Annotated in this window: 17 protein-coding genes; 9 read left to right on the plus strand and 8 right to left on the minus strand. The window is 65.0% G+C overall.

What is annotated here, in order from left to right; genetic code table 11:
- Positions 1–82: 82 nt before the first annotated feature.
- The gene (locus tag AC07R0_RS23010; RefSeq protein WP_495106615.1) at positions 83–952 is read right to left on the minus strand and encodes a PA4780 family RIO1-like protein kinase; all 870 of its coding nucleotides are present in this window, start codon (positions 950–952) and stop codon (positions 83–85) included.
- A 154-nt stretch (positions 953–1,106) separates the two neighbouring features.
- On the opposite strand from AC07R0_RS23010, the gene AC07R0_RS23015 reads away from it, so the two are divergent.
- The 6 genes from AC07R0_RS23015 (at position 1,107) to AC07R0_RS23040 (ending at position 5,020) form a co-directional block, all read left to right on the plus strand.
- The gene (locus AC07R0_RS23015; protein WP_495106616.1) at positions 1,107–1,580 is read left to right on the plus strand and encodes a YiaA/YiaB family inner membrane protein; all 474 of its coding nucleotides are present in this window, start codon (positions 1,107–1,109) and stop codon (positions 1,578–1,580) included.
- Between the two features lie 15 nt (positions 1,581–1,595).
- Positions 1,596–2,054 (plus strand): hypothetical protein, encoded by a 459-nt coding sequence (locus tag AC07R0_RS23020; RefSeq protein WP_495106617.1) that lies wholly within the window; start codon positions 1,596–1,598, stop codon positions 2,052–2,054.
- Between the two features lie 6 nt (positions 2,055–2,060).
- Positions 2,061–2,864, plus strand: a complete 804-nt coding sequence (locus AC07R0_RS23025; RefSeq protein ID WP_495106618.1) for a DUF2145 domain-containing protein — start codon at positions 2,061–2,063, stop codon at positions 2,862–2,864.
- A 10-nt stretch (positions 2,865–2,874) separates the two neighbouring features.
- Positions 2,875–3,906 carry a serine endopeptidase gene (locus AC07R0_RS23030; protein ID WP_495106619.1) on the plus strand — a complete coding sequence of 344 codons (1,032 nt, stop codon included), beginning with the start codon at positions 2,875–2,877 and terminating at the stop codon, positions 3,904–3,906.
- A gap of 177 nt (positions 3,907–4,083) precedes the next feature.
- A complete protein-coding gene (locus tag AC07R0_RS23035; RefSeq protein ID WP_495106620.1) occupies positions 4,084–4,668 on the plus strand; it encodes a PEP-CTERM sorting domain-containing protein in 585 nt (194 codons plus the stop codon).
- A gap of 82 nt (positions 4,669–4,750) precedes the next feature.
- The gene (locus AC07R0_RS23040; RefSeq protein WP_495106621.1) at positions 4,751–5,020 is read left to right on the plus strand and encodes a hypothetical protein; all 270 of its coding nucleotides are present in this window, start codon (positions 4,751–4,753) and stop codon (positions 5,018–5,020) included.
- Positions 5,021–5,091: 71 nt separating this feature from the next.
- Here the strand turns inward: AC07R0_RS23040 and tgt are convergent, their stop codons facing one another.
- The 3 genes from tgt to AC07R0_RS23055 all read right to left on the minus strand — a co-directional run bounded on the left by tgt (position 5,092) and on the right by AC07R0_RS23055 (position 8,655).
- Positions 5,092–6,288: a tRNA guanosine(34) transglycosylase Tgt gene (tgt, locus tag AC07R0_RS23045; protein ID WP_495106622.1), complete on the minus strand. Its 1,197-nt coding sequence runs from the start codon at positions 6,286–6,288 to the stop codon at positions 5,092–5,094.
- A gap of 2 nt (positions 6,289–6,290) precedes the next feature.
- On the minus strand, positions 6,291–7,340 hold the full coding sequence (queA, locus tag AC07R0_RS23050; RefSeq protein WP_495106623.1) for a tRNA preQ1(34) S-adenosylmethionine ribosyltransferase-isomerase QueA: 1,050 nt from the start codon (positions 7,338–7,340) through the stop codon (positions 6,291–6,293).
- Between the two features lie 85 nt (positions 7,341–7,425).
- Positions 7,426–8,655 carry a cyclic di-GMP phosphodiesterase gene (locus AC07R0_RS23055; protein WP_495106624.1) on the minus strand — a complete coding sequence of 410 codons (1,230 nt, stop codon included), beginning with the start codon at positions 8,653–8,655 and terminating at the stop codon, positions 7,426–7,428.
- Between the two features lie 140 nt (positions 8,656–8,795).
- Here AC07R0_RS23055 and recG point away from each other — a divergent pair, with 140 nt between their 5' ends.
- Positions 8,796–10,880 (plus strand): ATP-dependent DNA helicase RecG, encoded by a 2,085-nt coding sequence (recG, locus tag AC07R0_RS23060; protein WP_495106625.1) that lies wholly within the window; start codon positions 8,796–8,798, stop codon positions 10,878–10,880.
- On the opposite strand, the gene AC07R0_RS23065 is transcribed toward recG, so the two are convergent.
- Positions 10,881–11,921, minus strand: a complete 1,041-nt coding sequence (locus AC07R0_RS23065; protein ID WP_495106626.1) for an alpha/beta hydrolase family protein — start codon at positions 11,919–11,921, stop codon at positions 10,881–10,883. It lies immediately after the preceding gene.
- Positions 11,922–12,074: 153 nt separating this feature from the next.
- On the opposite strand from AC07R0_RS23065, the gene AC07R0_RS23070 reads away from it, so the two are divergent.
- Positions 12,075–13,112 carry a helix-turn-helix domain-containing protein gene (locus tag AC07R0_RS23070; protein ID WP_495106627.1) on the plus strand — a complete coding sequence of 346 codons (1,038 nt, stop codon included), beginning with the start codon at positions 12,075–12,077 and terminating at the stop codon, positions 13,110–13,112.
- Here the strand turns inward: AC07R0_RS23070 and AC07R0_RS23075 are convergent.
- A complete protein-coding gene (locus tag AC07R0_RS23075) occupies positions 13,104–14,336 on the minus strand; it encodes an HD-GYP domain-containing protein (protein ID WP_495106628.1) in 1,233 nt (410 codons plus the stop codon). The two genes, AC07R0_RS23070 and AC07R0_RS23075, sit on opposite strands and share 9 nt — an antisense overlap.
- Before the next feature lie 325 nt (positions 14,337–14,661).
- Here AC07R0_RS23075 and AC07R0_RS23080 point away from each other — a divergent pair, with 325 nt between their 5' ends.
- Positions 14,662–16,584 (plus strand): phosphatase PAP2 family protein, encoded by a 1,923-nt coding sequence (locus AC07R0_RS23080; protein ID WP_495106629.1) that lies wholly within the window; start codon positions 14,662–14,664, stop codon positions 16,582–16,584.
- A 17-nt stretch (positions 16,585–16,601) separates the two neighbouring features.
- Here AC07R0_RS23080 and AC07R0_RS23085 read toward each other — a convergent pair whose 3' ends face one another.
- Together AC07R0_RS23085 and AC07R0_RS23090 are read right to left on the minus strand one after the other, a co-directional pair.
- Positions 16,602–17,828, minus strand: a complete 1,227-nt coding sequence (locus AC07R0_RS23085) for a cyclic di-GMP phosphodiesterase (protein ID WP_495106630.1) — start codon at positions 17,826–17,828, stop codon at positions 16,602–16,604.
- A 50-nt stretch (positions 17,829–17,878) separates the two neighbouring features.
- Positions 17,879–19,405, minus strand: coding sequence for a methyl-accepting chemotaxis protein (locus AC07R0_RS23090; RefSeq protein ID WP_495106631.1), 1,527 nt, complete (start codon positions 19,403–19,405; stop codon positions 17,879–17,881).
- Positions 19,406–19,511 lie beyond the last annotated feature (106 nt).

Below are 19,511 nucleotides of genomic sequence, written 5' to 3' on the forward strand. Positions count from 1 at the left end.
AAGGACTTTCTAGGATGGGCTGTAACTGATGTAGTGTGTGGGCCTGGTAGATATTAGCGTGCCCAGGCCGTTGTCCAGCCCCCTATTGACCCTGGGTACGTTGCTGCATGCGTAGCCGCCGGGCCGCGTCTTCGGCACGGGCGTCGTCGATCTCGCGCAGCACGCTGCCCATGTCCACCGCGCCGGCCTTGCTGGCGTGCTGGCCGGTGAGTGCCACCTCGGTGCTCAGCAGGCCGCGCTGGTACAGCTCCCACATCTCGGGGCCATAGGCGGTGTGCCGTAGCTCGGGGGCGAACTGGCCGAAGAAGTCGCGCAGATTGGCCACGTCGCGCAGCAGCATGCGCTGGGCGTGGTTGTTGCCGGCGGCGTCCACCGCCTGGGGCAGGTCGATGATGACGGGGCCGTCCACCCCGTCCACATTGCCCAGCAGGATGTTGAACTCCGACAAATCACCGTGCACCGTGCCTGCGCAGAGCATGCGCACCACCTCGGCCAGCAGCGTGGCATGGTGGCGGCGCGCGTCCTCGGGGCTGAACACCAGGTCGTTCAGGCGCGGGGCGGCGTCGCCGTGGGCGTCGGTCACCAGCTCCATCAACAACACGCCTTCAAAGAAGTTGTAGGGCTTGGGCACGCGCACGCCAGCATCGGCCATCTTGTACAGCGCATCGACCTCGGCGCTCTGCCAGGCCGCCTCTTGCGCCTGGCGGCCGAACTTGCTGCCCTTGGCCATGGCGCGGGCCTGGCGGCTGTTCTTGACCTTGCGGTTCTCGGTGTAGTCCACCGCCTGGCGGAAGCTGCGGTTCGTCGCTTCCTTGTAGATCTTGGCGCACAGGGTGTGGTCACCGCTGCGCACCACGTAGACCATGGCTTCCTTGCCGCTCATCAGCTGGCGCACCACGGTGTCGATCAGGCCTTCTTCGACCAAGGCTTGCAGTCTGGGTGGTGGTTTCATCCTGGCGATTGTGCATGCAGCCGGCAGTGGGTTGAAAGTATCGTTTTTTCATACCTTGCAGCTGATCAATCGCCACTGGTCCTGAAATATGGCTGGCCGGGCCGGGTGGCTTTTGATAATCGCGGCCATCTTCAACCACTTTCCAGAGGGCAGCATGCAAATCACCAAACAAGTTCTGATCCACCGCGACTCCAAAGCCTGGTCCTTGCAGGTCTGGGCCTCGTTTGCCCTGGCGGTCTTTGTCTGCGCCGTGGGCCTGGCCTATCTGCCCGGCAAGGACCTGGACCGCGCCTTTATGGTGATGGGCTACTTCTTTTGTTTGACGGCGGCGTTCGTGCTGTCCAAGTTCGTGCGCGACAACGAGAAAACCCAGGGCGACCAGCGCAATGCCGACACCCCCATGTTCAAGCTGGTGGTCTGGGGCGGCTTCTTTCTGGCCATGGGCCTGACCGGCTGGGGCCTGGTGCGCATGGAGGTCAATGACACGTACAAGGCCTTTCTGGGCGTGAGCTGGCTCTACCTGATCACCGGCAGCTTCACCCTGGCCAAGACCCTGCGCGACAGGCACGAGGCCGATGTGGCCGATGCCCAGCTGCGCAACCGCCTGCACCGCGCCGACGCTGAATAACTTCTGGAGACCCTTATGCGAAACCCAATTGCTAGTATTTTGATAGCTGCTTGCGCAGGTATCTTCTGCGCTACAGCCCCATTTGATGCCAAAGCCCAAAGCGAGGCCTCTGCGCTGAGCGCTGTGTCGGCCCTGCCCATCGCCTCGGTCGTGGTGGGCTCGACGGCGGCGGCCAGCGCGGTCGTGGCTCTGCCGGTGGTGCTGCTGACGGCGGGCGCGGTGCTGGTGGTGAAGACGGTGCAGTCCACCGCCCGTGGCACGGTGTACCTGCTGGAGCGTGCCTCGGACGGCGCCCAGGCCAGCGTGGAGATCGGCGCCCGGGCCGTGTCAGGCACGGCGCTGGCGGTGGGCAGCGTGGTGACGGTCAGCGTCATCGGGGCCGGCGTGGTGCTGTCGGCGGCGGGCGAGGCGATTGCCTTCATCCCCAACGCTCTGGGCCGGGCCCTGCTGTACAACGAAAAAGTCACGGGCTAGTCGGCTATGCGGACCCGTTTCTTCTCCATTCTCTGGCTCTGCGCCGGCCTGTGGCTGGCCCAGCCCGCACTGGCGGGGCGCAACTGCGACGCCGAACAGCCGCCCAAGGCCGCCACGGTAGAGCGCGGCCTGACCCTGGCCGAGCGCACCCTCGCGGCACTGGATGCCAGCGGCGCGCGCGTGGTGGTCCTTGCCCGCGCCGGGCAAGACCTCAGCGCCTACGGCCTGCGCTATTCCCACCTCGGCTTTGCCTACCAGCAGCCTGACGGGCAGGGCGGCCACGTGTGGCGCGTGCTGCACAAGCTCAACCAGTGCGGCACACCAGATGCTGCCATCTACCGCCAGGGCCTGGGCGAGTTCTTCATGGACGACCTGTGGCGCTACGAGGCCACCTGGGTTGTACCCACACCCGAGGTGCAGGACCGTCTGCTGGCCCTGCTGCAGGACCCGGCCCGCGCCACCCGCATGCACACCAAGCCCTACAGCCTGGTCAGCTACGCCTGGGGCACGCGCTACCAGCAGTCCAACCAATGGGCGTTGGAAACCCTGGCCTCGGCCATGGAGCCCGGCGCCGACAGCCGGCTGCGCGCCCAGGCCTGGCTGCAGCGCCAGGGCTACGAGCCCACAGCGCTGCACATTGGTCCGTTGACGCGTCTAGGGGCGCGTGCGACCCAGGCGAATGTGGCCTTTGACGACCACCCGAATGCCAAGCGCTTCAGCGACCGCATCGAGACAGTCACCGTAGACTCGGTGTTTGCCTGGTTGCAGCGGGCCCAACTGGGCAAGGCGCCGGTCCGTTTGTCCCTGTGAAGGAGTTGCGATGAGCAAAGCACTGCGTTTGTCTGAAAAGTGGTTCCGCCGTGGCCTGTGGCTGGTGGCGTTTGTGTTTGGTGGTTTCCTGATCGGCCTGGGGGGCAGCATCGTCGGCGACCTGCCGCAGGTGGAGCACCAGTTCAGCCAGGAGGACTTCATCGACAAGCCCGCCGCCGCCCAGGCGCGTGCCGCCGTGAAGACCGGCGAGCAGGCCGAGCACGAAGCCGACACCGCGCTGGAGCAGGCTCAGCTCAAGCTGCAGGTGGCGCAGACCGATGCCGCTGCGGCGCGCGAAACCTTTGACAACTGGCTGGCCACCCGCCACGCCACCGGCAGCGCCGACCAGGACCCCGAGCTGCTGTCGCGCACCAAGGCGCTGGACAAGCTCAAGGCCGCAGAGCGCAACGCCCAGAGCCAGATCGAACAGCTGGAGCAACGCGCCTTGGACGCCCGCCAGTCGGTGCAGGCCGCGCAAAAGAAGCTGTCCACCTTGGAGCAGATCGCGCAAGAGGCGCTGTACGCCGAGCAGCGCAAGCAGGAGTTGCGCGTGTTCGGCTACCGGTTGGCGCTGACCTTGCCCTTGCTGGTGGTGGCCGGCTGGCTGTTTGCCAAGAAGCGCAAGAGCACCTACTGGCCGTTCGTCTGGGGCTTCATCTACTTTGCGCTGTTCGCTTTCTTCATCGAGCTGGTGCCCTACCTGCCCAGCTACGGCGGCTACGTGCGCTACGTGGTCGGCATCGTGCTGACCGTGCTGGTGGGCCGCCAGGCCATCGTGGGCTTGAACCGCTATCTGGAAAAGCAGAAGCTGGCCGAGGCCTTGCCAGATGCCCAGCGGCGCGAGGAGCTCAGCTACGACGTGGCCCTGGCCCGCCTGGCCAAGAGCGTGTGTCCGGGTTGCGAGCGCACGGTGGACTTGAAGGACGCCGGCATCGACTTCTGCCCGCACTGCGGCATCGGCCTGTTCGACCACTGCAAACCCTGCAACACCCGCAAGAGCGCGTTTGCCAAGTTCTGCCACAGCTGTGGCGCTGCGACGTGATGGGGGCTTGTGCCCGGTTGCTCAAATAGATGTAACTATTAACAACTTTTACACACTGGGTGCGATGAAATAAAAATTTCATTAGATTTCAATGACTTAGTGCCAGTTCGACACTTCGTCTTTACGTTACTGTTACCAATAGCAGGCATCTGGCGCCTGTATTAATTCAGGAAACGTATGAAATTTGCATCTGCACTGGCTCTGGTTGGTTTGGCTCTTTCGGGTGTCGCCCAGGCCATGCCGGTCACCTCCGAGTCGTTCCACAGCGGCATGAACACCGGTTATTCGCTCACCGGCGCTTCGTCGGTGGACGGCAATGTCGACTGGTTTGTGTTTGACTCCAACGGCACGTCAGCCACGGTCTTCAATTTCAACCGTACGGTGGCTGCGCCTGATCTGATTGCCGGCCTGTACCGCGGTGACACTAGTGGTTTTGACTACGCCGCGGCAGGTGCCAATGCTTTTTACTCCTACAGCCAGGCCGCGCAGTACAACTCCGCGCTGACCTGGATCAACTACTTCGACGACTCCCACGGCAACAGCCTGGGCGGCCCATACGGTGATCCCGACTTCAACCTGGTGCTCGGCGCTGGCCGCTACTCGCTGGCGCTGTCCTCGCTGAATGGCGCGGCCGGTACCTATCGATTCACCACCAATGCCAACAGCGTAACCACCAACCATGTGCCCGAGCCGGGTTCGATGGCACTGCTGGGCCTTGGCCTGGCCGCGATGGTGGTCGTGCGCCGCCGCAAGGCCGCCTGAGCGACCCGACTGCGCCGAGCGGTGAAAAAGCCCCGGGGTTTGTCCCGGGGCTTTTTTTGCACTGAGCAAACGGCTTCTCTTGATGGCTTTGATTACGGGCGCCTTCGGTACAGGCTCCACCGAATTTGCCATCATGGGTTTGCTGCCCGAGGTGGTGGCGGACCTGGTGTCGCGTGGCCAGCGCGTCCAGGCCATGGCCCTGCAGTCTGGCGTGTCCTATGCCCAACTTCCTTGGGTGGGCGCGGCCTTGGCGTTGGTGGCTTTCGGCATGAGCTTCCTGGCCCGTGCGCAGGACCGCAAGTACGTGCACCGCACGGCTAGTGCGCGGGAAGCCGCGATGTTTGCGCATTGAAACTCAAGAAAACATGCCACTAGCGCAGGTTTTACCTGCGCAGACAGCTATGTTTTATGTAGCACTAGCGGCTACACTCCGCGCGCCCGGTCCGCCTTGAACTGCGCGCGGAACTGGCCGAAGGTGCCCGCGTCCAGCGCCTCGCGCATTTCGCGCATCAGGTTCAAGAAGTAGTGCAGGTTGTGGATGCTGGCCAGCATGGGGCCGAGCATTTCGGCGCAGCGGTCCAGGTGGTGCAGGTAGGCGCGGCTGAAGCCGTCGCGGCCGCCATTGGCGTAAGACACGCCGCTTGTGCCGGCGCAGGCGTGGCAGGTGCAGGTCACGTCCAGGGGCTGCTCGTCGGTCTTGTGGCGGGCGTTGCGGATCTTCAGGTCGCCATAGCGGGTGAACAGCGTGCCGTTGCGCGCATTGCGGGTCGGCATCACGCAGTCGAACATGTCTACGCCTTCGGCCACGCCTTGCACCAGATCTTCGGGCGTGCCCACGCCCATCAGGTAGCGCGGCTTGTGCGCTGGCAGCTTATGCGGGGTGTGGGCCATGATGCGCAGCATCTCGTCCTTGGGCTCACCCACGCTGACGCCACCGACGGCATAGCCGGGGAAGTCCATCTCCACCAGCTGGTCCAGCGACTCCTGGCGCAGGTTTTCGAACATGCCACCCTGGACGATGCCAAACAGCGCGTTCGGGTTCGCAAGTCGGGCGAATTCGGCCTGGCAGCGCTTGGCCCAGCGCAGGCTGAGCTCCATGGAGTTGCGGGCTTCGCGTTCGGTGGTGATGTGGCCCTTGGTGTCGTAGGGCGTGCATTCATCGAACTGCATCACGATGTCGGAGTTCAGCGTGGTCTGGATTTGCATGCTGATCTCGGGCGTGAGGAACAGCTTGTCACCGTTCACCGGCGAGGAGAACTTCACGCCTTCTTCGCTGATCTTGCGCATTTCGCCCAGGCTCCAGACCTGGAAGCCGCCGCTGTCGGTGAGGATGGGCTTGTTCCACTTTTCAAACTGGTGCAGGCCGCCAAACTGGGCCATCACGTCCAGGCCCGGGCGCATCCACAAATGGAAGGTGTTGCCCAGGATGATCTGCGCGCCCATTTCTTCCAGGCTGCGTGGCATGACGCCCTTGACGGTGCCGTAGGTGCCCACCGGCATGAAGATGGGGGTTTGCACCACGCCGTGGTTCAACGTCAGCGTGCCGCGGCGCGCGTGGCTGCCAGCGTAGCTGCCGTCGGCAGAGGGGGCGTCGGTCTTGAGGAGGTCGAATTGCAACATGGTCAGGCGGTCTTTCTCTGGAGCAGCATGGCGTCGCCGTAGCTGAAGAAGCGGTAGTGGTGGGCGATGGCGTGGCGGTAGAGCGCCATGATGTGCTCATAGCCGGCAAACGCGCTCACCAGCATCATCAGGCTGGACTTGGGCAAATGGAAGTTGGTCACCAGCAGGTCCACATGCTGGAACGCAAAGCCGGGGGTGATGAAGATGTTCGTGTCGCCGCTGGTCTGGCCGCTGCGGGCCCAGGATTCCAGTGTGCGCACGGTGGTGGTGCCCACGGCAACCACGCGACCGCCGCGCGCCTTGCAGTCGGCAATCGCCGCTTGGGTGGCGGCGGGTACCTCGTACCACTCGCTGTGCATCTGGTGCTCGGCGATGTTCTCGGTTTTCACCGGCTGGAAGGTGCCGGCGCCCACGTGCAGGGTGACGCTGGCGCGCTGTATGCCACGGGCTTCGAGTTCGGCCAGCAAAGCGTCGTCAAAGTGCAGGGCTGCGGTGGGTGCGGCCACGGCGCCGGGTGCGCGGGCGAACACGGTCTGGTAGCGCTGCGCGTCCTCGGCCGAATCGGTGTGCGTGATGTAGGGCGGCAGCGGCACATGGCCGTGGCGTTCCATCAATGTGTAGGGGTCGTCGCCTGCGTCGTTGCTGAGCACGAAGCGGAACAGGGTGCCGTCGGCATCGGGCCAGCGGCCCAGCAGGGTGGCGCGGAAGCCGCCATCGCCCACCAGGCTGATGGTAGCGCCGGGCTCGGGCTTCTTGCTGACCCGCATATGGGCAGCAACCTGGTTGCCGGTGAGTACGCGCTCGACCAGCAACTCCACCTTGCCGCCGCTGGCTTTTTCGCCGAACAGGCGGGCTTTGAGCACCTTGGTGTCGTTGAAGACCAGCAGGTCGCCGGCCTTTAGCAAGCCGGGCAGGTCGCGGAAGATGCGGTCCTGGGCGGCGGTGCCCGTGCCGTCCAGCAAGCGGGAGCTGCTGCGTTCAGGGGCGGGGTGCTGGGCGATCAGGGCCTCAGGTAGGATGAAGTCGAAATCGCTGAGGGAATAGGTGCGCATGGAACTTGAGGGCTGGACAAACCCATACCAAGAGTTGAGGGGAAAACCCTAGATTCTCCCACGCGGGGCTGTCGGGCCTGGTGGGTTAGCTACCGCTGGCCCATAGCTCGTCCAGATCTGCGAAGTTCCAGAAGTCTGGGTTTTCGCGGCCGACGATCTTTTCTTTGGTGGTCGATGCGGCCAGGTCCACGACTTCCGGGGGGATGCGCATATCGGATTTGGTGGAGTAGAACACCTTGACCAGGGGCTTGAGCAGGCTGCTGGGGTTTTGTTCCGTCACCACGCCCAGGCGGCCCGACGCCAACTTGACCAGCGAGCCCACGGGGTAGATGCCCAGGCTCTTCACAAAGGCCTGGAACACCATCGGGTCCAGGTGGCCCGAGGTCCATTCGGCCATGCGCTTGATGGATTCAGCGGGGTCCCAGCCCTTTTTATAGGGTCGGTTGGAGGTGATGGCGTCGTACACATCGCAGACCGCGCCCATGCGGGCGAACAGGCTCATGGCGCCGCCCTTTTGCTGGTCGGGGTAGCCGGTGCCGTCGGTGCGTTCGTGGTGGTGCAACACCACGTCGAGTACGGTGTTGTCCACCGCCTGGCCTTCGACCAGCATGCTGTAGCCCTTCAGGGGGTGGGACTTGATGATGTCGAATTCGGCGTCGGTCAGCTTGCCGGGTTTGTTCAGCACCTCCATGGGCATCATGGCCTTGCCCAGGTCGTGTAGCAGGCCGGCCAGGCCCATGGAGCGGGTCTGCTCTTCGTTCAGGTGCATCTGGCGGGCCAGCGCGATCATCAACGCGCAGACGGCCACCGAGTGCATATAGGTGTAGTCGTCCACTGTTTTCAGGCGAGCCAGGCTGATCAGTGCGCCGGGGTTGCGGGCCACGGAGTCGGAGATTTCCTGCACCAGATGGCCCGCCAGCTCGGTATCCACGGCATTGCCCATCCGGGCTTCATGGAACATGGCGACCACGGCCTCCTTGGCCTTGTTGCAGATATTGGCGGCGCGTTTGAGTTCGGTCCTGGCGGAGGTGGGGGCGGTATCGCGGACAGGCCCATCCTCCAGGGTTGCGTCATCCTCCAAGCTGGCCATCATCGACTCGGCCTCGGCCACCGGGGCCTCGCCGGGGGCAATGTCCAGCCCCTTTTGGGTGTCGATCCACACTTCCTGGATGGCGCTGGCCTGGGCGCGGGCCAGATCCTGGGGGTCCGTCAGCACAAAATGGTTGCGCCAGAACGGGTGCTCCATCCAGGGCCCGCAAAAGCCATCAATGTGCATTCCTAGCGTCAGTTGTTGAACTTTGATTCGTTTGAGCATAGGACAAGAAAAACTCGCGAATGACGTGGTGCCCCCATCAGCAGCACGGACTGGCACGCATAGTATGGCCCAGGATGCTGTGCCCATCACCATAAAGTTTGCCGCGGAGCGCCATGGACAACAAGGCAAAATCCAGCCCCATGGTTGCCCCCCCCGCGAAGCTCAATCCTGCCCAGAAGGCCCTGCTCAAACTCGGATTGCACCGCGATATCGATCTGGCCCTGCACCTGCCGCTGCGCTATGAGGATGAAACCCGCATCACCCGCCTGGCCGATGCGCGCGAGGGCGAGACGGTGCAGATCGAGGCCACGGTCACGCACAGCGAGGTCACGCTGCACGGTCGCCGCCAACTGGTGGTGACGGTGGATGACGGCAGCGACACCTGCCAGCTGCGCTTCTTCAGCTTCTACCCCTCGCACCAGAAGACCCTGTCCGTGGGCGCGCGGCTGCGCATACGTGGTGAGCTCAAGGGCGGCTTTATCGGCCGGCAGATGCTGCACCCGGTGTTCAAGCTGGCCGGTGGCGAGCTGCCCGATGCGCTCACACCGGTCTACCCCAGTACCGCAGGGCTGCCGCAGGCCTATCTGCGCCGTGCCGTGCTGGGCGGCCTGAAGCGCGCGCCCTTGTCGGAGACCCTGCCGCCCGGCGCTGCCGATGCGGATTTGCAGAAAATAGGCCGCCAGCGCATATGGAACCTGCGCGAGGCGCTATCTTTTTTGCACCACCCCACGCCCGATGTATCGCTGGCTGCGCTGGAAGACCGCAGCCACCCGGCCTGGCAGCGCCTGAAGGCGGAGGAGCTGCTGGCCCAGCAGCTCTCGCAGCTGCAGGCCAAGCGCGAACGCGACCGCCTGCGCGCGCCGCCGCTGCACCCGCTGCCCGGCGCCCGGCTGCAGCAAGATCTGCTGGCCGCGCTGCCGTTTGGGCTGACCGGTGCGCAGCAGCGTGTGGGCGTGGAGATCGCCGCCGACCTGGCCCTGCCGGTACCCATGCACCGCCTGCTGCAGGGCGATGTGGGTTCGGGCAAGACCGTGGTGGCTGCGCTGGCCGCCTGCATTGCCATGGATGCCGGTTGGCAGTGCGCGCTGATGGCGCCCACCGAAATCCTGGCCGACCAGCATTTCCGCAAGCTGGTGGGCTGGCTGGAGCCGTTGCTCACGCCCTTGGGCAAATGCGTGGCCTGGCTCACCGGCAGCCAGAAGACCAAGGCCCGCCGTGAGATGCTGGCAAGAATAGCCAGCGGCGAGGCCGCGCTGGTGGTTGGCACCCACGCCGTGATCCAGGACAAGGTGGAGTTCAAGAACCTGGCGCTGGCGCTGATCGACGAGCAGCACCGCTTTGGTGTGGCCCAGCGCCTGGCGCTGCGCAGCAAGCTGCAGGAAGACGGCCTGGAGCCACACCTGCTGATGATGACCGCCACCCCCATTCCCCGCACCCTGGCCATGAGCTACTACGCCGACCTGGAGGTGTCCACCATCGACGAGTTGCCGCCCGGCCGCACGCCCATCGTCACCAAGCTGGTGAACGACGCCCGGCGTGATGAGGTGATAGAGCGCATCCGCGCCCAGATCGACCAGGGCCGCCAGGTCTACTGGGTGTGCCCGTTGATCGAGGAAAGCGAGGCGCTGGACCTGGTCAACGCCACGCAGACCCATGCCGACCTGAGCGATGCGCTGCCCGGCGTGCTGGTCGGCCTGTTGCATTCGCGCATGGCGGTGGCCGAGAAAAAGGCGGTGATGGATATGTTCAACGAAGGCCTGATGGGTGTGCTGGTCAGCACCACCGTGATCGAAGTCGGCGTGGACGTGCCGAACGCCTCGCTGATGGTGATCGAACATGCCGAGCGCTTCGGCCTGAGCCAGCTGCACCAACTGCGCGGCCGGGTGGGGCGGGGCGCCGCCGCATCGGCCTGCGTGCTGCTGTACTCCACCGGCGACGCGCCGCGCCTGGGCGAGGTGGCCCGCGCCCGCCTGAAAGCTATGGCCGAGACCAACGACGGCTTCGAGATCGCCCGGCGCGATCTGGAAATCCGCGGCCCCGGCGAGTTCCTGGGCGCCCGCCAGTCGGGTGCCGCGCTGTTGCGCTTCGCCGACCTGGAAACCGACCGCGAGCTGCTGGACTGGGCCCGCGCCCTGGCCCCCACCATGCTGGACCGCTACCCGGCGCTGGCCGAGCAGCATGTGCAGCGCTGGCTGGGCAGCAAGGCCGAATACCTCAAGGCTTGATCAAGGGCTGAGCAAGGCCCTGGACACCAGCTGCAGCAGCTCGGCATGGATGTCCGCCCGCGTGCGACTGCCGCCGTCGTCGCACAGCGGGTCGGGGTCGCCCTCTTCGGCCAGGATGGCCCGGCCATTGGCCTGGCATTCGCCCAGAAAGCTGAAGTGGATGGCGTCTGGCACCGTGGTGTAGCTCGACCCGGGAATGGCCTGCGCCAGGTGTGCCGCCGCAACCGCCCGGGGATGGGTGCCGGGCCGGCCCAGGTTGATGATGTGCACCGGTACCGTAATGTTGCGTAGGCTGTCCACTTCAAAGGCCTGGGCCAGACCGGGGTCGATGGCAATGGCCTGCTGGATACGCGGGTCTTTGAAGGACTGGCCGAAGCGTGTGGCGTCCAGCTGTCGCAAGCCCACCGGGCTGCCGGCCAGCCAGCGGCATTCGCCCAGGCGCACGGTCATCGCTGCCGGGTCCTCGCAGTAGCGGGCATAGCGATCCAGATTCACCCGGGCGCCGGCCAGCGCCAGTGCGGTGTGGCCACCCAGTGAGAAGCCCAGCACGGCTACCCGGTTTGGCTGGATGCGAGCCTGCCAGTCCGGCTGGGCCAACAGGGCTGTGAGCACGGCCGAGATGTCGGCCGGCCTCTCCCAGATGCGCATGGTGGCTTCCGGAGTGGAGTTCCCCGTCGTGGTGCCGGGGTGGTTGGGCGCGGCCACGATGTAGCCTTGCTGGGCCAGCGGCCCGGCCAGCCAGCCCATACTGGCCGCATTCCCTCCGGAGCCGTGCGACAGCAGCAATAGCGGGTAGCGGCCTGGCGCCACGGGGGCATCCTGGCGCGCCGGTGTGCCTTTGAACAAGCGGTTTTCGCCCACCAGCAGGGTCTGGCCGCCCGGTGCTGCGGGGTACCACAGCAGCACTTCCAGCGGGCGTTCACGGGCCGGGGCTGGTAGGTACAAGCGTTGCAGGCCGGGGGCGTCTTGCGACCAGACGCAGGGCGCGATGCAGACCAGGCAGAGCAGCAGATACCGCCAGCGGGAGAAGATCAGAGTCATGGTGTTTCCTCAGGTAGAGTGGGCGCGCCGGCGGCTTGCCGGCAGCCGACCAAGAATGGCGTTTGCCCCCCGTTTTGGCGCCCTGCAAGCGGATAGAGGCCGACCTGGAACGCGATCCAGGCCTTTCGATTGACTGATTTACCGATTCCATCCATGTTTTTTGTTCCTCTTCCGTTTGTTGTGGCCTTGGTGCTGGTGTATTTGCTGGCGCAGATGACCTGGCGCCAGGGCGCCGTGGTGCTGGCGAACCGGCGCTTTCGTTTGCTGCTGGGCGGCTATGCCTTGCTATCCATGCTGATAGGCCTGCGCTGGGGCTATGGCGTGAAGACGCTGCTGCCGCTGCAGGCGACCTTGGCCGTCGCGCTGGCGGCCTGGGCCTGGTGCTGTTACCAGAGTCTGGCTGCAGTCCCGGCCCCCCGCTGGCAGTGGCTGCACGGTGTGCCTGCGGTGCTGGTCGTGCTGTTGTTTGCGGTCTGGCCTGATGGGGTGGACGCTGCCGTGGTGCTGGCCTATCTGGCTTACGGTCTGGCCTTGCTACGGCTGGCGCGGCGTGGGCCGGATGCGCTGGGCCTGGCCCGGCTGGACGAAGCCTTGCTGGCGCACCGCGCGCTGTGGGCTACGGCCGTGCTGTTGCTGATGTCGGCGCTGGCCGATGTGTTCATTGCCTGGGACATACGGCACAACGCCGGCAGCCACAGCGCAGCCCTGGTGGGGGCGGGCCAGTTGCTGATGCTATTGCTGTGCGGCTATGCGGCCGCGGTGGCGGCAGACAGCCTGCCGGAGACCGAGAACAAGCCTGAGCCCGTGGCAGACACGCCAGCGCCAGCGGCCGAACTGCTGGCGGACGGCCCCCGCATCCGCGATACGCTCAATGCGCTGCTACAGCAACAGCCGCTGTACCTGCAGCCCGACCTGAACCTGCTGCGCCTGGCGCGCAAAAGCGGCATCCCTGCGCGCCAGATTTCGGCGGCCATCAACCAGGTGGAGGGCAAGAACGTGTCCCAGTACGTCAACGACTTCCGGGTCCAGCATGCCTGCCGCTTGCTTTTGACTACCGAGCAGACCGTGACCGATGCCATGCTGGCCAGCGGCTTCCAGACCAAGTCGAACTTTCAGCGTGAATTTCGCCGTGTGACTGGCACCACACCGCAGCTGTGGCGGCAGGCGCAGAAGGACAAGCTCTCAGAGTGACGCGGGTTCAAAGCCCGACCACAGCGGGTTCAGGTCCGGGAACTGCCATTGCTGCGGGTCTTCGCGGGCGATGATTTTTTCCTTGCAATCGGGCGCGGTCAGGTCGATTAAAAAGGGCGGCAAACGCAGGTTGGATCTGGTGGAGAAAAACACCTTCACCACCGGCTTGAGCAGGGCGCCTTCGCTTTGCGCGGTGACCACGCCGATGCGCCCGGAGGTGAGCCGTACCAGCGAGCCCGTGGGGTAGATACCCCGGCTTTTCACAAAGGCCTGGAACATCCGGCCGTCCAAATGGCCGTTGGTCCAGCTGGCCATCTTGCGTAGCGCCTCGGATGGGTCCCAGCCCTTTTTGTAGGGCCGGTCGGAGGTGATGGCGTCGTACACATCGCAGATGGCGCCCATCCTGGCCAGCAGGCTGATTTCGTCGCCTTTCAGTCCATCGGGGTAGCCACTGCCGTCGGCCTTTTCGTGGTGGTGCAGCACGATGTCCAACACCATGGCGTCCACGCTGGGGTCGTTCAGCAGCATTTTGTGGCCCTCTACCGGGTGGGCCTTGATGACGGCGAACTCGGCGTCGGTCAGCTTACCGGGTTTGTTCAGCACATCCAACGGCATGGCGGCCTTGCCCAGGTCATGCAGCAGGCCGCCCATGCCCGCGCAGCGGGTTTGCTCCTCGTTCAGCTGCAGCTGCAGCGCCAATGCCACCATCAAGGCGCACACGGCGACCGAATGCATATAGGTGTAGTTGTCGGCTGTTTTCAGCCGGGTCAGGCTGACCATGGCGTCCGAATTGCGGGCGATGGAGTCGGATATCTCCTGTACCACCTGTCGGGCCAGGGTGGAGTCCACCTTTTTGCCCAATTGGGCGTCCTGGAAGATGTCCACCATGACCTGGCGGGACTTGTTGCAGATCTCGGCGGCGCGGACATATTCCACGGCGGCGGGCGTGGGGCGGATGTCACGTACCGGCGCCGGCAAGGGGGTAGGCAGGGTGGGGGCGGGCGCTATGCGGGCCTCCGCGGTTTCGGGCTCGGGGGCTACGTCCAGGCCTTTGCTTGTGTCTATCCAGACTTCCTGCACATTGCTGTTGCGTACGCGCTCCAGGTCCTTGGGGTCGCTCAGCACGAAGTGGTTGCGCCAGAACGGGTGCTCCATCCAGGGGGCACAAAAACCATCGATGTGCATCCCCAGAATAAGGTGTTGAACGTGGATTCGTTTGAGCATGGTTCTTGGTAGCACGTAACAAAAGGGCGGCGGACCCGCAGGCGCCTCCCGGTACACGCCTGCGCTGGCAAGTATGGCGCAGGATGGGCGATTTGCCGTGTTCAAGCCGCGCTGAAGTTCCTGTGCTTTGTGGAGAAAATCGCGGTTTGCGCAGGTAATGCCTGCGTAAGTTGCTATATTTTTTGATGATCTTGCTGGAGCGGGCTGCGTCATGCCTGCGTCACGAAGCGCTTTTATTGTCCTGGGTTGGCATGCCTTTGCAGCTGCTTTCCGATGCCGGGCCTCTCGGGCCGCCGGTGCTTTTTGACGCTTTGGACCCTTCCCCATGCAGACCCCTTTCCGATTCCTGCCCCGTACCTTGTGCGCCGCCATGGCCGTGGGCTTTTTGTTGGCCGGTTGCGGCGGCGGCGATACGCCGTGGACCACGCCAGCCGCGCCCACCGGCTTGGGCACGGTGGACACCGCAGCGGTGGCCAACGAGACCACGGTGCTGCCGTTTGTGGACTATGCCGCCACCAATGTGCGTGGCGACGGCTGCCATGCCACGCTGGATACCAATGCGGGCGTGCGCGTGCTCAGCGGCTTTTTGGATCTGTGGACCCCGGCCACGCTGCTGGTGGATGCTGGCGTGACCGTGGCAGCCACTGGCAGCTGCCCCGCCATCACTGCCTATACCGGCACTGGCATGGACGGCACGGTGAAGAACGCCACCGTATTGAACGCCAACGTGCAGTACGCCATTGACGTGACCACCGCGCGTACCGCCGACCAGGCCTCCGCCGCCTATTTTGATGACCGCCGTGGCAAGGGCTATAGCGTGACCGATGGCCTGGGCCCGCTCACCGCCGCCTGGCGCACAGCCGCGCAGCAAACCACCACCATCACCAGCGTGCCTGCCGACGCCACCACCGTGTTGTACACAGACGGTGGCAACAACACTGGCGTGGGCAGTAGCTTGGGTAACACCAGTTTCGGCAGCGTGGTGGACTTTGTCGGCCTGATGGGCACGAACGCATCCACCGAGCCGGCCAAGCGCTTCTACAAATACGCGCGCCCCTGGCGCTGGAGCAGCAGCGTGGTGGTGGTGCCCGCACTGGTGCCGGCCAAGGGCTCCCCAGCCGCTACCGATGGCGGCTACCCCAGCGGCCACACGGCCGAAGGCGTACGCGATGCGCTGGCCATGGCCTATGTGATGCCCGAGCGATTCCAGGAGATGGTGGCCCGTGCGCTGGAGCTGGGTAATAACCGCATCCTGGCGGGTATGCACTCGCCGCTGGACGTGATCGGCGGCCGCATCCTGGGCCAGGCCTCGGCGGTTGGCAACTTGTACGCTGCGAGCGCCAGCACCCGCAAGGCGGCGTATGACCAGGCCCACAGCGTGCTGATGTCCGCAGTCGGCACCAGCGACCTGACCAGCTTCTACAGCTATGCCCACTCCGGCAGCAACGACCGCTTTGCCGACAGCGCCGCCACCAAGGCCGCCGCCCTGGCGCGCCTGACTTTCGGCTTCACCCCGATTGCGGCTACGGCCGCCGTGGCGAACGTGCCCAAGGGCGCAGAACTGCTGCTGGAAACGCGTTTGCCCTACCTCAGCGCCGACCAGCGCCGCGTGGTGCTCAAGACCACGGCCCTCAGTGCGGGCTACCCTGCGATGGACGATGCCGAAGGCTATGGCCGCCTGAACCTGGTGGCTGCAGCCGACGGCTTTGGTGCCTTCAATGGCGACGTCAGCGTCACCATGGACGCCAGCCTGGGCGGCTTCAACGCGGCCGACACCTGGCGCAACGACATCAGCGGCGCGGGCTTGCTGACCAAGCTCGGCAGCGGCACGCTGGGCCTGAGCGGCAACAACAGCTACAGCGGCGGTACTGTGCTGAACGCCGGCACCCTGGTGGCCAGCTCCGCCAAGGCCCTGGGCAGCGGCGATGTGTACCAGAGCGGTGGCGTGTTGCGCGTCACGGCGGCCAGCCCTTTGGCATTGGGCAAGCGCTTCACGCAGACCGGTGGTACTTTGCAGCTGGTGTTGGCCACGGCTAGCCAGGGCACGCTGGCTGTGGCTAGCGACATCACCCTGGCTGGCAACCTGGCGGTGAGCTTTGGCTACCAGCCTGCGGTGGGCGACCTGGTGACCGTGCTGTCCAGCAGCGGTGCCGCCTTGCATGGCCGTTTCGCCAGTATCACGGTGGATGGCCATAGCGTCACGCCGGTCTACAGCGTCAACGGTTTGCAGCTACGCATCAACTCCTGAGATTGCTGCAGAGGCCGCTAGATGAACCCGGACCAGAGTGACTCCTGGTCCGGAAAACGCCAGTAGTCGGGGTCTTCGCGGGCGGCGATTTTCTCGGTGCAGCCCGCTGCGGCCAGGTTCACCAGTTCGGGGCGTATGCGCATATCTGACTTGGTGGAGAAGAACACCTTCACCACCGGCTTCAGCAGAGTGCCCGGGCTTTGCTCGGTCACCACGCCTATGCGCCCCGAGCTGAGCCGCACCAGCGCGCCCACCGGGTAGATGCCCATGCGTTTCACAAAGGCCTGGAAGATGCGCGGGTCTAGGTGGCCCTTGGTCCATTCGGCCATGCGCTGCAGCGCCAGCGACGGGTCCCAGCCCTTGTTGTAAGGACGGGTCGAGGTCACGGCGTCATAGACATCGCAGATGGCGCCCATGCGGGCCGATAGGCTGATGGCTTCGCCTTTCAGGCCGTCCGGGTAGCCCGTGCCATCCATTTTTTCATGGTGGTGCAGCACCACGTCCAGCGCCATCGGGTCGGCGGCCAGGCAATCCATCAGGATCCGGTAGCCCTCCTTGGGGTGGGCCTGGATGGTGGCGTATTCGGCGTCGGTCAGCTTGCTGGGCTTGTTGAGTACGTCGGTGGGCATCACGGCCTTGCCCATGTCGTGCAGCAGGCCGGCCAGGCCCATGGAGCGGGTCTGCGATTCGTCCAGCTCCAGCTGGCCCGACAGCGCCACCATCAGCGCGCAGACCGCTACCGAATGCATATAGGTGTAGTCGTCGGCGGTCTTCAGCCGGGCCAGGCTGACCATGGCGTCCGGGTTGCGCAACACCGAATCGGTGATGTCCTGTACCAGCGCCTGTGCCAGTTCGGTATCCACCGCATGGCCCATCCGGGCCTCCTGGAAGATGGCGGCCACCACCTGTTTGGCCTTGCTGCAGATCTGCGCGGCGCGTGCATATTCCACCGCGGTGGCGGTGGGGGCGGTGTCGCGCTGCGGTGGTGTTGCGGGCTCCTGCGCGATGGGCGCGGCCGGGGGGAGTGGAGTGGCGGCTGCGGGGGCCGGACCGGCCTCCACATCTAGGCCCTTGCTGGGGTCTATCCATACCTCTGCGACCTTGCTGGCGTGGATGCGTGCGATATCGGTCGGGTCCGCCAGCACGAAATGGTTGCGCCAGAAAGGATGGTCCATCCACGGCGCGCAAAAACCGTCGATGTGCATACCCAGGCGCAGCTGCTGGACGGGTATGCGCTTCAGCATGGGCCGCCTGGGGGAGCTTGCTTAGAACGTCGACACGCTCTAGTAAAGGCCTAACCGAAGCGGAACACCGCCACGGCGTCTTTCAGATGGTCGGCCTGCTCCTTCAGGCTGCTGGCGGCTGCGGCGCTTTCTTCCACCATGGCCGCGTTCTGCTGCGTCATATGGTCCAGCTCGGCGACCGAATGGTTGATGTGCGACAGCTCCTGGCTTTGCCGTTCGGTGGAGTCCGCAACCTCCTGCAGCAGACCGGCCACGGCCTGCACGCTTTGCACCAGGTCACCGATGGAGCCGCCGGCGGCGGTGGCCAGGGTCACGCCGGCATTCACGTTCTGTACGCTGTTGGCGATCAGGCCGCGAATCTCTTGTGCAGCGGTGGCACTACGCTGCGCCAGGGTGCGCACCTCGTTGGCCACCACGGCAAAACCGCGGCCGTTTTCGCCGGCGCGTGCGGCTTCCACGGCCGCGTTCAGCGCCAGGATATTGGTCTGGAAGGCGATGCTGTCGATCACGGCGGTGATCTCGGCGATCTTGCTGCTGCTGGAGGCCATTTGCTGCATGCTGGCTACGAGCTCATTCATTTGCGCGCTGCGCTGCACGGCGTTGGCACTGGCGCTCTTGGCCAGCTGGCTGGCCTGGGTGGCGTTGTGGGCGTTGTTATGCACGGCCGAGGTCATCTGCTCCATGGTGGAGGCGGTCTTTTGCAGGGTGCCGGCCTGTTGCTCGGTGCGCACGCTGAGGTCATTGTTGGCGGAGGCGATTTCGCCCGAGCCCAGTTGCACGGCCTCGGCCGAGGTCTGGATGCTGGACAGCGTGGTACGCAGGCGCTCGCACATGCTTTCCTGGGCGCCAAACAACTGCTCCAGCTCACCCTGGACCTTGACCGTGCTGCGTGCCGTCAGGTCACCCTGGGCTACGGCATGGGCCATGCGCACGGCTTCCATCAGTGCGCGGCGGATGCCGCTGGACAGGCGCCAGGCCACCACACCGCCCACGGCGCAGGCCAGTATGCCCAGCAGCAGCATGGCGCGGATGCCGTTGGCGCGTTCCACATCGGCGGCGGCGCGGCCCTGGTCCATCTGTTCCTGCTGGTGTTGTGCCAACGTTTCCAGCAGATCCTGGTAGGTGCGCACGGCGGGGGCGAACTTGTCGTAGAACTCCGAGCGCATGAAGTCGCTGGAGCCCGAGGCCACCGCGTCCATGAAGTCCTTGGTGGCAGCAGTAAAGTTTGTATGCGCTTTGCTGATGGGGGCCTGCGCGTCGTCGCGCTTGGCATAGGCGGCGTACAGCGCCGTGATGCGGGCCGTGCCGCTATTGAGCTCCTCCACCAGGGGCTTGAGCTTTTCCGGGTCGCTGGTGACGAGCACGCCGTTGGCCGTCAAGGCGTTGCGCCCCAGCAGTGTTTGCCATTGCCGGGCCTCGCGCTCGCGGGCTGCCAGGTTGTCGATGAGGTGGTCCGAGGTGGCGCCCAAGCGGTTCATTTGCACCCAGGCCACTCCGATGTTCAGAGCCATAAAGACCAATAGCGCGGCAAAACCGCAGGCCAACCGTCCGCTGATCGTGCTCGGAATAAGTCTCATCGATACGCCTCCAAATACATGTTATTGGCAGTCTGTTGCCGGTCGCCAGATGAAATCGTGACCCCACCCAGTGGGTATGCGGGGGCCTATTTTGAACGTATTTTTT

This window comes from Rhodoferax sp. GW821-FHT07F03 (genome assembly GCF_059418745.1).

Bases quoted from the DNA above. Each gene is read 5' to 3' on its own strand.
- AC07R0_RS23010 (WP_495106615.1), bottom strand. From the start codon at position 952: ATGAAACCACCACCCAGACTGCAAGCCTTGGTCGAAGAAGGCCTGATC.
- AC07R0_RS23015 (WP_495106616.1), top strand. From the start codon at position 1,107: ATGCAAATCACCAAACAAGTTCTGATCCACCGCGACTCCAAAGCCTGG.
- AC07R0_RS23020 (WP_495106617.1), top strand. From the start codon at position 1,596: ATGCGAAACCCAATTGCTAGTATTTTGATAGCTGCTTGCGCAGGTATC.
- AC07R0_RS23025 (WP_495106618.1), top strand. From the start codon at position 2,061: ATGCGGACCCGTTTCTTCTCCATTCTCTGGCTCTGCGCCGGCCTGTGG.
- AC07R0_RS23030 (WP_495106619.1), top strand. From the start codon at position 2,875: ATGAGCAAAGCACTGCGTTTGTCTGAAAAGTGGTTCCGCCGTGGCCTG.
- AC07R0_RS23035 (WP_495106620.1), top strand. From the start codon at position 4,084: ATGAAATTTGCATCTGCACTGGCTCTGGTTGGTTTGGCTCTTTCGGGT.
- AC07R0_RS23040 (WP_495106621.1), top strand. From the start codon at position 4,751: ATGGCTTTGATTACGGGCGCCTTCGGTACAGGCTCCACCGAATTTGCC.
- tgt (WP_495106622.1), bottom strand. From the start codon at position 6,288: ATGTTGCAATTCGACCTCCTCAAGACCGACGCCCCCTCTGCCGACGGC.
- queA (WP_495106623.1), bottom strand. From the start codon at position 7,340: ATGCGCACCTATTCCCTCAGCGATTTCGACTTCATCCTACCTGAGGCC.
- AC07R0_RS23055 (WP_495106624.1), bottom strand. From the start codon at position 8,655: ATGCTCAAACGAATCAAAGTTCAACAACTGACGCTAGGAATGCACATT.
- recG (WP_495106625.1), top strand. From the start codon at position 8,796: ATGGTTGCCCCCCCCGCGAAGCTCAATCCTGCCCAGAAGGCCCTGCTC.
- AC07R0_RS23065 (WP_495106626.1), bottom strand. From the start codon at position 11,921: ATGACTCTGATCTTCTCCCGCTGGCGGTATCTGCTGCTCTGCCTGGTC.
- AC07R0_RS23070 (WP_495106627.1), top strand. From the start codon at position 12,075: ATGTTTTTTGTTCCTCTTCCGTTTGTTGTGGCCTTGGTGCTGGTGTAT.
- AC07R0_RS23075 (WP_495106628.1), bottom strand. From the start codon at position 14,336: ATGCTCAAACGAATCCACGTTCAACACCTTATTCTGGGGATGCACATC.
- AC07R0_RS23080 (WP_495106629.1), top strand. From the start codon at position 14,662: ATGCAGACCCCTTTCCGATTCCTGCCCCGTACCTTGTGCGCCGCCATG.
- AC07R0_RS23085 (WP_495106630.1), bottom strand. From the start codon at position 17,828: ATGCTGAAGCGCATACCCGTCCAGCAGCTGCGCCTGGGTATGCACATC.
- AC07R0_RS23090 (WP_495106631.1), bottom strand. From the start codon at position 19,405: ATGAGACTTATTCCGAGCACGATCAGCGGACGGTTGGCCTGCGGTTTT.